Raw genomic sequence first — 12,702 nt, forward strand, 5'->3', positions numbered from 1 at the left:
ATATGTTATTCATTTCCTATTAAAAGATTTTCCGTGTATCTTTGCTTTCGTTTGAAAGTGAAAATTCATTTATGGAATCAATATCAGTTTTTGAGATTATTAAAGTAGGAATAGGACCGTCGAGTTCTCATACGATGGGACCGTGGAATGCGGCTGCAGCGTTTATCAGAATTATAAAAAGAGAACGGTCAATAGATGAGGTAAAAGAAGTTTTCGTAGAATTTTTCGGCTCTTTAGCTAAAACAGGAATTGGTCACGGAACCGATATTGCCGGAATGCTCGGTCTAAGCGGTGAAGATTTTAAAACCATTGATACCACCAAAATTGATGATAAAATTGAGCATATTAAAAAATCTGAAATTCTAAATTTAGGCGGAGAAAAAGAGATTTCCTTCATTTATGGATATCATTTGGTTCTGAATATGCAGAAAACTTTAGATTATCATCCCAACGGAATGATTTTCAGAGCCATTTTTGAAGACGGAACAGAGCTTGTTCAGGATTTTTATTCTGTAGGGGGAGGTTTTATCATGAGTCAGGAAAAAAAATCTATAGATAAGCATTGTGTCCGCACTTTATATCCTTGTCATAAATCTTCGGATATTGTAAAATATTGCGAAAAACTCGGACTTTCAAAAATGTCTGATCTTATTCTGATGAACGAAGAAAGCTGGAGAACTAAGGAAGAAACCAAAGCAGAAGCATTATACATCTGGAAAAATATCAAAGAATGTATATATAAAGGCGTAAATAAAGAAGGAATTCTTCCTGGAGGCCTCAATGTTACCAGACGTGCTGCCGGAATCAACAGGAAACTGTTGGGCGATAAAGTTTATAAAAACATAGACGAGTGGTTTCAGCTTGTGGTAGATGCAGAAGAAAATTTCACTAATATCAACAAATGGATTTCCTGTTTTGCGCTGGCGGTGAATGAAGAAAATGCAAGCTTCGGAAGAATCATTACTGCTCCCACCAACGGAGCAAGTGGTGTAATTCCTGCTGTTTTGATGTATTCTCAGGCGTTTACGGATGCTGTAAGTGAGGATGATATTGCGAGATTTATTCTCGTTGCAGGAGAAATAGGGACTTTATTCAAGAAAAATGCTACGATTTCTGCGGCAATGGGCGGATGTCAGGCGGAAGTAGGCGTTTCTTCGGCTATGGCAGCTGCGGGCTTAACTGAGATTCTCGGAGGAAGCGTAGGGCAGGTTTTGATGGCGGCAGAAATTGCTATGGAGCATCATTTAGGCTTAACCTGTGATCCTATTAAAGGTCTGGTGCAGATTCCGTGTATAGAACGAAATACAATGGGTGCCATAAAAGCCATCACGGCGGCTAATATTGCTTTAGAGAGTGATCCTACGAAAGCCCGAGTAACTTTGGATGAAGTAATTCAGACCATGTGGGAAACGGCCCTGTCTATGAATGACCGATTTAAAGAAACTTCAGAAGGCGGTTTAGCTATTGCGGTGAATGTTCCTGAATGCTAAAAAAACCTTAGAATAGTATATAAAACGTCCTGATGTTTTCTTTAAATCATCAGGACGTTTTGGGTAAAAGATGCGGACGATTTCAGTAAAACATCTCCATCTTTTATTTAAGCAAATTTTTAATTTATTTTTGGCAGATCGTATTTTTTACCATACAGAAAACTGAGTATTGCTACTGCAAATTCGTTTCCGGCAATTCCTGTTCTGTCGGCATTTAAAGAATAAGAAATAGAAATGTTTTCTTCTCCATTATATATCATTAGAGAATTGGTTCCGTATGTTCCACCGCTGTGGCCAACAAAAATTTTCCCGTAAAAAGGCACAATAGATAGTCCCATCCCGAATTTTTGGGTATCGGGCATCATCTCGTGTAAAGATTCTTTGGAGATTATTTTTTTATCAAAAATAGAATTGATGATAATGTTGAGCTGATAAGGAGTAGTAGCAATATCTCCTACGCCTACCACATTATTGAAATCAAAATCCTTTACGCGAACCCATTTTTTATCGTAAAGAAATGAAGGGTATATGACAGATGATTTCTGACTTGCGGTATAAAAATCTTTTAATTTTAATGGATTGATAATATATTTTTTTAAATTTTCTGAATACGATTTATCAGAAACCTTTTCTAAGATTTTTGTAAGTAAATAATATCCTGAATTGGAATATTGTTGCCCCGTTCCGGGCTCAAATAGAGATCCTTGCTGTATAATTCTGTCTATGATAGCTTTTTCGGACTGCGGAGTTACCAACCATCTTGTATTCTTTTCTCCCTGTATATAATCTCCCAATCCTGAACTGTGATGCAGGAGCTGAGCAATCGTAATTTTTTTAGCATTAGGAATCTGAGGGAAAAACTGATCCAATGTTGTATCAAGATTCAGTTTTTTTTCTTCTATCATTTTAAAAATCATAATTGCGGTCATCGTTTTGGTAATAGATCCAATCTGAAAAACGGTATTGCTATTCTTAAAATCGGGAAGATTTTTTTCTCCAAATGTCTTTTTATAAACCTCCTTGCCTTCTTTGAAAACGGAAATTTCTCCTGCAAGTGCATTATTTTTTTCAAGATAAGATAAATACTCATCCATTTTCTTTGAACTTTCTGAAATATCTGCTAAACTTAAATTTTCAACTTCGCCATCTTGATGCTTTGCTTTATCAAAAGGTTTTAAAAGAAGAGGAAGAACCATTCCGTTTTGGCTGAAATTTCCTTTAATTTCAGAGTTATTCAAAATTCCTTTAAAAGAAGCATTTATTTTTTTAATTTCAAAAAACAACTCTTTATTCTTAAAGGTGGTGCGGTCTACAGGAATTCCTTCTGCACCTTGTAACGGACTGTCTAAAGTAGCACTATAAACACTATCCACTTGCTTAATATTAACAATTAACGGAAGTTTTGTAGCCTGAATTTCAAGTTCGCCCATCCAGGAACCTACAATTTGCTGAGCAAAACTTAAATTGAAAATCAAGAAACTGAAGAGAAGTGAAAATTTGTTTTTCATTGTTTATTATTTATTGTAAAAATTGCATGCTTATCATTAGCGTTAAAAGTAATACGGCAAATACCACAATATGATACCAATTTTTCATATTAGTAGCCGTTTTAAAGCCGTTGTAGAACAGAGCGATTCCATAAACAGAAATAGTTAACGACAAAATTGAAAATACAAGTGTTGTAATAAGTGTAATTGGTGAAAAATGGGGCGCAATATTTTCTGTAGATGACAAAATTTCTTGCTGGGCATTTTTTACTAATGGGATTTCTGAAAGAAGTACTACAAAAATACCTACGCATTGGGAAATAAGAACAGGAGTAATAATATCAATAAATCTTGTTTTTTTATTTATTATTTTTCCGTAGATATAGAAAACGAGACTGCTTATTGCATATACAAGCAGCGTATATCCAATACTTTTAAGGAAAGAATCTTTCTTATCGAGATAATTAAAATGAAATAAGCTATCCATCTGATAACCGAGCAAATAACTTATAGAAAAAACAATAATTGCAGAACCTATCCCTGCAAGAAGCAATTTTTTCTCGTCAAATTTTACAAAAGGATTAAAAATAGTTTTCCAGTTCATTTTTTTATTTTACTACTTTAATATTTGGGTTTATTGCAAGAAGCTCACGCTCGAAATCCATAAAATTTTTAGGAGAAATAATAATATCGCCATCTTTAGAATATATTTTTACTCTTCCTATAACAGCTGGAGCAGGTGATGAAAGCATATTCCATGTTTTCTCTATTTTAGAAATTCCCGTAATCCTTAATCTGGTGGTTCCAAAGACGGAGTTTCGGATGTATAAAAATTCCCTATCCATTTGGTAACGAATGGTGTAAGTTAGTATCATAACTATTGCATAAATAATGGAAGGCAACCATACAATATTCCAGTTACCATTTTTTATTTCTAAAAAAACAGGAAAAAATATAATAATGAACATGGGTATATAAAGTTCCCAACCTACTTTTACAGGTATATTTTTCATTATTTACAGGGTATTTAGCTTCGTAATTTTCTCAATGAGATCATCCATCTTATTTCTCATGGTTGGGTAAGAAAGGTCTGCCTGTTTTGCCATTTCTTTAATACTTCCGCTGGAAATAAAAAAATTGAGAATAAAATCCTGCTCATCTCTCTTAAGCTTTAAAAAAACAGGAAGCTCATAATCTCCACTCACTTGCGTTCCGCAGTCGGGACACTTCATCTGGCTTACATTAAGATTATGCTCGCAACTCGGGCAAGTTATAGGAAGTTTCATTTAATTTTTTTTGTAAATGTAATAATTATTTTAATAAAGTTAAATATTTTTTTAATAAAGTTAAAAAAATAAATTTGTTTGGTATTCTCTTCAAATCATTTTAAAATAAAAAAACTCCCTAAAGGAAGTTTTTAAAACATAATTCAATGAAATTTTTATTTATCTAGAATTCCACGTATTTTGTTGGCATTCACAATTAATTCTTCAAGAAATTCAAAATTTTCTTTCTCCAACGCAGATTTGAATTTTTTAAGCTGGAAAATATGCTCATTAAGCACATCCAAAACATTTTCTTTGTTTTGTTTAAAAATCGGAACCCACATTTCAGGATGAGATTTCGCCAGACGAACCGTACTCGAAAAACCCGAACTCGCCAATTGAAAAATAGTTTCTTCCTCTTTTTCCTTCTCCAAAACGGTATTAGCTAAAGCATAAGAAGTGATGTGCGAAATGTGCGAAATATAGGCTGTATGTACATCGTGATCTTCAGCATTCATGTAAATTGGATGCATTTCAAGGTTTTTTACAATATTTTCTACAAGTTCCAATGCATCCGGAGAAGATTTTTCTCTGTCGCAGATTACACCTGCTTTGTGGGCAAAACTTTCGGCTGTTGCAGATTTTGCACCGTGGTTTTCTGTGCCCCACATCGGGTGAAATGCCACAAATCTTGATCTTTTAGGATGATTTTCCACAGATTTTCCAATTCCGGATTTGGTAGAACCCACATCCATCACCGTTTGGCGGTCATTGATTAAATCTAAAACTTCCGGCAGAATATTTTTGGCAGAATCTACCGGAACAGCTATGATGATAAGGTCTGCTGCTTCAATTCCTGTTTTGAAATCTGCTTTTTCATCAATGATATTTAAAGAAAGAGCATCTTTAAGATTTTCAGAATTATTATCAATTCCATAAATATATTCGGCAGCTTTTTTCTGTTTTAATTTTAATGCGAGCGAGCCTCCAATAAGACCTACACCAATAATGCTTATTTTCATGTTATTTTAATTTAAAAAAGAAACCCCGTCTTTCGGACGAGGTTTATATATCTATATCAGAAATCCTTATCCCAGAAATGAGGTAAAAATTCCATAATAATATGTGTTGTTCATAATCATAAAGCGAATGTAAGAATTTTTTTGAAATTATATAGGTTTTGGAATCAATTATAAAAAACTTCATTTTTCTTGAACGGGGTTTATGTTTCACCGCTCATCCCGATTTCATATATTTGTTCATTATTCAAAATATGGAGGCAACACAAGATAAAAGGCTTTTTCTTATTGATGCGTATGCAATGATTTTCAGAGGATATTATGCACTCATCAGAAGTCCTAGAATTACCAGTACAGGGATTGATACATCTGCTATTTTTGGTTTTACCAATTCTTTGATAGAGCTTATCCGAAGAGAAAGACCAACCCATTTGGCTGTAGTTTTTGATGTCGGACAGGCAAGTGTGAGAACCAATGACTATACCGAATACAAAGCCAATAGAAGCGAAACTCCAGAAGCAATTACAACAGCAATTCCTTATATAAAAAGGATTTTGGAGGCAATGCATATCCCGCACTTGGGTGTTGAAGGCTATGAAGCGGATGATGTTATTGGAACTATTGCATGCAAAGCAGAAAAAGAAGGTTACACTACTTTTATGGTAACTCCGGATAAGGATTTTGCCCAATTGGTTACCGATAAAATTAAAATATATAAACCAGGCTTAAAAGGTAGTGATATCGAAATATTAGGTGTTGATGAAGTAAAAGCAAAATATGAGATTGAAGATCCGAAGCAGGTCATCGATTTTCTGGCAATGATGGGAGATGCAGTAGATAATATTCCCGGATTGGATGGAGTAGGAGAGAAAACAGCTATGAAATTCCTTAAAGAATTCGGAAGTATCGAAAATCTTTTAGCCAATACAGACCAGTTGAAAGGTAAGCTTAAAGAAAAAGTTGAAGCTTCGGCTGAACGCGGTATTTTATCTAAAAAATTAGCAACCATTATCTGTGATGCTCCAATTGAATTCCATCAGGAACAATACGATCTTGAAACTCCCGATTTCGATAAAGTGAAGGAGATTTTTGATGAAATTGAATTCAGAAGGCTTTATGAAAATCTTTATCGTGCTTTTGCTCCATCCGAAACGCTGTCGGTGAAGAGTGCTCAGATTTCGGAAGTTGAAATTCAGATTACAGAAACTCCACAGCAGAAAGTTGCCAAAAATGTAGGACAGCTCGACCTTTTTGCTACTTATGAAGAACTCGATCAGGCAACTTCCACAAAAACAACTATTGAGCAAAACGACCATTTGTACCAGTTCGTAGACAATCCGAAAGCTCAGAAAATTTTAGTTGAAAATTTACTCAGACAAAAAGCGGTGTGTTTTGATACCGAAACGACTTCTTTAAATGAAATGGAAGCCGAGCTTGTGGGAATGAGCTTTTCCTACCAAAAAGGTTTGGCGTATTATGTTCCGTTTTCTGAGGATCAGGCTGAAGTTTTGCAGACTTTGGAAATTTTCCGACCATTTTTTGAAAAAGAAGATTTAATTAAGATTGCTCACAACTTAAAATACGATTATAAAGTTCTTCAAAAATATAATATTACCGTAAAAGGTGCAATGTTCGATACCATGATTGCACATTATCTTCTAAATCCCGACGGAAGACACGGAATGGATTATCTTTCTGAAGTTTATCTTCATTATAAACCCGTTTCCATTGAAACAATTATTGGGAAAAAGGGTAAAAAACAAGGTAACTTTAGGGATGCAGATTTAAGAACCCAGACCGATTACGCTGCGGAAGATGCAGATGTTACTTTTCAGTTATACGAATTGTTCGCACCACAGCTCAAAAAAGAAAATTTAGAAGATTTATTTTTTAAAATTGAAATGCCTTTAATGGAAGTTTTAGCTAAAATGGAATTGGCAGGAATTTCCTTAGACGAAAAATGGCTGGCTCAGGAAAGTATTGATCTGGAAAATGATTTAAGGCAGTTAGAATCTACCATATTTGAAATTTCCGGTGAAGAATTTAATATGAATTCTCCAAGACAGTTGGGCGATATTCTATTTGAAAAAATGCAGCTGGATCCGAAAGCTAAAAAAACCAAAACCGGACAGTATGCTACTTCCGAAGATGTTCTGCAAAAATTAGCTTCAAAAAACGAAATTATACAGCATATTTTAGAATACAGAACTTATCAGAAGCTGAAATCTACTTATGTTGATGCTTTGCCATCCCAGATTGATAAAGAGGATAACAGAGTACATACCAATTTTTCTCAGACCACTGCTGCAACGGGGCGTTTGGCGAGTGTAAATCCTAATTTACAGAATATCCCAATCCGTACTTTGAGAGGGCAGCAAATTCGTGGAGCTTTTGTTTCGGGTGAAGGTAAAAAAATTATTTCTGCAGATTATTCTCAAATAGAACTGCGTCTAATTGCCGAGATTTCGGGTGAAGAAAATATGATTAAAGCCTTTCAGAACGGTGAAGATATTCACGCTTCTACAGCGGCAAAATTGTTTAAAATTCCATTAGAAGAAGTTTCAAAAACACAGAGAAGTCAGGCGAAAACGGTTAATTTTGGAATAATTTACGGTCAGGGTGCCTTTGCTTTGGCAGAACAAACCGGTCTTTCGAGAACCGAGGCAAAACAAATGATTGAAGCATATTTTGAAACTTATCCAAAACTGAAAGCATATATGGCAGAACAGGTTGCCAAAGCTAGAGAGTTGGGGTATGTAGAAACGATTTTAGGCAGAAAGAGACATTTAAAAGACATTAATTCCGGAAATTTCGTGATTCGAGGTCATGCCGAAAGAAATGCGGTGAATGCTCCTGTACAGGGAAGTGCTGCAGATGTTGTAAAAATGGCGATGATTAAAATAGACAAAGAGCTTCAGGAACAGAATCTTCAGACCAAAATGCTGCTTCAGGTGCATGACGAATTGTTATTTGAAGCACCTATTGAAGAAGTAGAAACGGCGAAAAATCTTATTAAAAAAGAAATGGAATCTGCCATTGAAACCAATGTTCCGTTATTGGTAGAGGTGGGTGTAGGAAATAACTGGCTAGAAGCACATTAATCAAAATGAAAACTTCTGTCAAAAGACAGAAGTTTTTATTTTACAGTAAATCTAAAATTTCCTGTATGGCATCTTTGCCTCTATTTTTGGCGTAATAAACCTGCAGATCGTTATAAAACATATCTTTGGTATAATTTTCCGGATCGGCTTTGTATTTAAGAAGTAATCCATGTCCGAATTTTGGACGTGGTCCCCAAGAATTTTTCACATTATAATCCTTATCTAAAACAAGAACTTTTGGGATAGATTCTGTACCGTTGGTTAAATATTGGTTAATCAAACTTTTATCGCTGTCGCGAAGAAAAATTTTCACTTCGTTTTTTCCTTCAAAAAACTTTACCAAAGCAGGAACTGTTGCACTTGCATCACCACACCAGACTTCAGAAATTATCATGATTTTTCCGTCAAAATTTTTAGATACTAGTTCTGCAAGTTGCTCTTCGTTGGGAGTATATTTTTTTAAAGTACGGTCAATTCGTTGAAGTCCGAGTTCATAATAATGTTTAAATTCGGCTTCCTGCTGATTGGCAGGATTTTCGAGTCTGCTTTTCCCGATTTTAATATATTCGTCGAAATAAATGGCTTTGTCCCAATAATTTTTCATTACTCAAAAGATTATTTAAATTGGTTTATATTCCTTGTTTTATTAATTAAAAATAGATCTGCTAACACAAAAGCAGCCAGATTTTCTACAATTGGTACAGCTCTTGGAACTACGCATGGATCGTGTCTTCCTTTACCTTCCACAATAACAGGATTTCCATATTTGTCTACACTTTCTTGAGGTCTCAAAATAGTGGCTACCGGCTTGAAAGCGACTCTGAAATAAATATCCATTCCGTTGGAAATACCACCCTGAATTCCTCCTGAAAGATTGGACTTCGTACTGAAATCGGGATTAAAAGAATCATTATGTTCAGAACCCGTCATTTTTGCACCACAAAATCCACTTCCGTATTCAAAACCTTTGCAGGCATTAATATTCAACATTGCTTTTGCGAGTTCAGCCTGTAATTTAGAAAAAACAGGTTCACCAATTCCTACAGGAACGTTTTTTATAACGCAAGTAACCGTTCCGCCTATCGTATTGCCTTCTTTTTTAATCTCTTTAATTCTGGCAATCATTCTTTCGGCAGTTTCTGCATCTGGACATCTCACATCATTATTTTCAGTTTTAGAAAAATCTAAAGCCTGATATGGTTTTTCGCAGAAAATATCACCTACGGAAGAAACATACGCATTTATTTCTATTTCTGGTAAAAGCTGCTTAGCTAAAGCTCCTGCAACAACCCAGTTGATAGTTTCGCGTGCCGAAGATTTTCCGCCGCCGCGATAATCACGGATACCAAATTTTTGATCGTAAGTAAAATCTGCGTGACTTGGGCGGTACATTTCAGCGATATGATCGTAATCTTTCGACTTCTGATTTTCATTTTCTATTAAAAAACCAATGGGTGTACCCGTAGTTTTTCCCTCGAAAATTCCGGACAGAAATTTTACTTTATCGCTCTCTTTTCTTTGTGTAACGATTGCTGACTGACCGGGCTTTCTACGATCGAGTTCGTACTGTATTTTCTCTAAATTTATTTCTACGCCCGAAGGGAAATTATTAATAATTCCGCCATACGCTATGCCGTGGCTCTCACCAAAAGTTGTGAGGTTAAGAAGATTACCTAATGAATTGAACATAATACAAAATTATTGCTTTTTATTTAGAAAACCTGCAAATTATTTCTCAGTTTGTGGATAATGACTTTTAATCGCATGAACTGTTTTTTCCACTTCTTTTTCTTCAGCATGGTTCAGTTTCTTCCAGATGAATCCTTTTTTAATGTCGTTTTTGTGAATCATTTGAGGAAAGATTTTGGCTTTTTGGTAATCAAATACATAATTTTCTGAAATTGCAGGAATTGGAGTGTCAAAATTAAATGGATATTGCTTCGTTACATTAAATTTCAGATTGCCAATTTTGAATTTTTCAAAGTTTTTGTATTGATAATGAGAAGGTTTGTATAACTGCATCCAATCTTTTTCAACAATAAATTTACCCAACTGAAAACTCGGAATCGATTGCTGAATGAGCTTCGGAAAAGTGAAAATTCCACAAAATAAAAGACTCATAATCAGCGAAAAAGAAACAATTATTTTCTTACTGAATATCTGATAACCCATTACCAAAAACACGACAAAAAATACTTCAAGAAAAAATCTGTACTGGGCAGAAAAAAGTAAAACCAAAATACTTTTTAATAAAACAGATATACAAAGAATACTTATGATTTTGTTTTTTTTGATAAAGCTGAAAATAATAAATCCTACCAAAGTCAGGACAAAAGCTATATGAATAAAAGATTTAATTCCCGGAATAAGAAACCAGTTTTTAATATATTCAAACCAAGAGAACTTCATAATTTCCTGATAAGAAAACTGTTCGTCGTATGTTTTTACAATTGCCAACTGGGAGGATGAATATAAAAGTTCCGGATTGGGTTTCCACGAAAATCCTAAGTCTAAAACCGCAACCGGGAAAACTGGATACCCAAATGTCCAAATGTTTTTAAATATGAACAGCAAAAAAATGCAAAACCCGAAAATGAGTTTCTTTACGTCTAGTTTTACACAGAAAATAGAGTAAAGTATAATAAAAAAAGGAAGCCAAATAATGGTTGGTTTAATTGAAAATGCAAAAACCGATAAAGCAAATAAAAATGATATGGCTTTATTTCCTATGAAAATTTCATTCAAAATAATTAAAGAAAGTACTATGACCGGCAAATCGGGACTTGGAGATTGGGTGAAAAATAAAAGAACGGGAATGAAAAACAAATGAATCCAGCTTTTATTTTCTATGATGTAAAAAAGGTAAATAATTAGTAATATGGTATTCAGTTTAAGAAAAGGATCGCAAAAATTACTGAATCCTGCCTGTAAAATATGCCACATCGACATTTGCCCTAAAATAAGGTCGAGATTAGAAATTCCTTTTACCAATCCCACTTCTGTAAGCCATTTTATTGATGGAACATAATACCCAAAATGGTCTAAGATAAATGGATAAGAAGAACCACAATAAAGGACTATGGCACTGAAAATACAAAGTAAAACAGCATTTCCTTTAGGTATTTTATAAAAATCCAAATAGAGTTTATCCTTGAAAAAATAAAATAATCCTATAAGTACAGCGGGAATTTCTACATAAATATTTAAAGCTATAAAAAATGATAATGCTGTGAAAATTAGCCCTAAAAATAAAATACCACTTATCATTTTTCCCGAAATTCCTTTTATTTTGCTCGGGAAAATCTTGTCCAACAGATTTCCCCAACCCATAAGGAGAGGAATGATAAATACCAATGAGAAAAATATAAATAACATAAAAAAGATTGCCTAAAAATAAGCAATCTCTTCGAAAGTATATATGTAAAAATTATTTGAAATTTATCTTGGCTGAACTCTGCCACTTTTTCTGTCCTGAGCTCTTCCTAAAGTATATCCTGTAGCACCGCCAATAATACCTCCAACTACGGCACCTCCACCTCGGTTTTTCTTGTTCACTAGAGCTCCTAATGCAGCACCACTTACAACACCGATAGCTGTACCTTTAGCGGCTTCGCTAATTCCTTTTTTCTTTGCTGTTGTACCTTGTGATGTTCCATTGCTATTTCCCGAACTGCTTCCGCTAGAAGATCTAGGTGCATCACGATAAACAGTTTTGGTTTCTCGTATAATTTGAGGTTTCGCAGCTGCGGCAGTTTTTGCTCTTTCTTTTTCTACGATTGCAATACTGTCGGCTCTTTTTTGGGTTTCATATTGAAATCTTTCTCTTTCTATAGCTAGTTTTTGTTTTTCTATTTCAAGCTGTCTTACCTGAAAATCCATTTTCTGTTGTTCTAAAGTTTTTTCTGCTACAGAATCTTGGTTCTTCTTACAGGCCGTCAATGCAAATATTGAGATTACTCCTGCTAAAACTATATTTTTCATAACTCAAAATTTTTAATTATTGGTGAGCAACGACTACTCACGGAAATGTATTTTCAATAATGAAGCCAAATTTTAGTTAACGAAATGTTAAAAAGATTAAATTATTTTAAAAATTATTTAATAAGACATTAAATAAAATAACTTTATTGCATAAAAAAACCTCTAAAAATCTATTGTAGATTATTACAGGTTTTATGAGGTACCTAGCGGATTCGAACCGCTGTAGATGGTGTTGCAGACCACTGCCTAGCCGCTCGGCCAAAGTACCATTTTTTAGTGGTGCAAATATAGTGAAAATAAATTTTGATGCAAATTTTTCATGCAATTTCTTTATTCCCGATTTGTTCTATTTCTCTTTT

Annotated in this window: 11 protein-coding genes and 1 tRNA gene; 2 read left to right on the plus strand and 10 right to left on the minus strand. The window is 34.4% G+C overall.

Features of this window, described 5'->3' with window-relative positions:
• Window positions 1–71: 71 nt before the first annotated feature.
• Window positions 72–1,490, plus strand: coding sequence for an L-serine ammonia-lyase (locus tag MTP08_RS04030; RefSeq protein WP_243577148.1), 1,419 nt, complete (start codon window positions 72–74; stop codon window positions 1,488–1,490).
• A gap of 119 nt (window positions 1,491–1,609) precedes the next feature.
• Here MTP08_RS04030 and MTP08_RS04035 read toward each other — a convergent pair whose 3' ends face one another.
• From MTP08_RS04035 to MTP08_RS04055, 5 genes are all read right to left on the minus strand, one after another.
• Window positions 1,610–2,998, minus strand: coding sequence for a serine hydrolase domain-containing protein (locus MTP08_RS04035; protein ID WP_243577149.1), 1,389 nt, complete (start codon window positions 2,996–2,998; stop codon window positions 1,610–1,612).
• Window positions 2,999–3,008: 10 nt separating this feature from the next.
• Complete coding sequence (locus MTP08_RS04040) at window positions 3,009–3,581, minus strand: YIP1 family protein (protein ID WP_243577150.1); 573 nt, start codon at window positions 3,579–3,581, stop codon at window positions 3,009–3,011.
• Between the two features lie 4 nt (window positions 3,582–3,585).
• Window positions 3,586–3,990, minus strand: coding sequence for a PH domain-containing protein (locus tag MTP08_RS04045; protein WP_243577151.1), 405 nt, complete (start codon window positions 3,988–3,990; stop codon window positions 3,586–3,588).
• A gap of 3 nt (window positions 3,991–3,993) precedes the next feature.
• A complete protein-coding gene (locus tag MTP08_RS04050; protein WP_243577152.1) occupies window positions 3,994–4,263 on the minus strand; it encodes a DUF2089 family protein in 270 nt (89 codons plus the stop codon).
• Between the two features lie 155 nt (window positions 4,264–4,418).
• Complete coding sequence (locus MTP08_RS04055; RefSeq protein ID WP_243577153.1) at window positions 4,419–5,264, minus strand: prephenate dehydrogenase; 846 nt, start codon at window positions 5,262–5,264, stop codon at window positions 4,419–4,421.
• Window positions 5,265–5,515: 251 nt separating this feature from the next.
• On the opposite strand from MTP08_RS04055, the gene polA reads away from it, so the two are divergent.
• Window positions 5,516–8,362 (plus strand): DNA polymerase I, encoded by a 2,847-nt coding sequence (gene polA, locus MTP08_RS04060; protein ID WP_243577154.1) that lies wholly within the window; start codon window positions 5,516–5,518, stop codon window positions 8,360–8,362.
• Window positions 8,363–8,402: 40 nt separating this feature from the next.
• Here polA and MTP08_RS04065 read toward each other — a convergent pair whose 3' ends face one another.
• From MTP08_RS04065 to MTP08_RS04085, 5 genes are all read right to left on the minus strand, one after another.
• Window positions 8,403–8,966, minus strand: a complete 564-nt coding sequence (locus MTP08_RS04065) for a thioredoxin family protein (RefSeq protein WP_243577155.1) — start codon at window positions 8,964–8,966, stop codon at window positions 8,403–8,405.
• Between the two features lie 11 nt (window positions 8,967–8,977).
• The gene (gene aroC, locus MTP08_RS04070; protein ID WP_243577156.1) at window positions 8,978–10,051 is read right to left on the minus strand and encodes a chorismate synthase; all 1,074 of its coding nucleotides are present in this window, start codon (window positions 10,049–10,051) and stop codon (window positions 8,978–8,980) included.
• Window positions 10,052–10,090: 39 nt separating this feature from the next.
• A complete protein-coding gene (locus tag MTP08_RS04075; protein WP_243577157.1) occupies window positions 10,091–11,737 on the minus strand; it encodes an LIC_10190 family membrane protein in 1,647 nt (548 codons plus the stop codon).
• Between the two features lie 63 nt (window positions 11,738–11,800).
• Entirely contained in the window at window positions 11,801–12,343 is a 543-nt protein-coding gene (locus tag MTP08_RS04080) for a glycine zipper domain-containing protein (protein WP_243577158.1), read from the minus strand.
• A gap of 197 nt (window positions 12,344–12,540) precedes the next feature.
• Window positions 12,541–12,611, minus strand: a tRNA-Cys gene (locus MTP08_RS04085).
• Between the last annotated feature and the right edge of the window lie 91 nt (window positions 12,612–12,702).

This window comes from Chryseobacterium oryzae (assembly GCF_022811665.1).
Lineage (GTDB): Bacteria > Bacteroidota > Bacteroidia > Flavobacteriales > Weeksellaceae > Chryseobacterium > Chryseobacterium oryzae.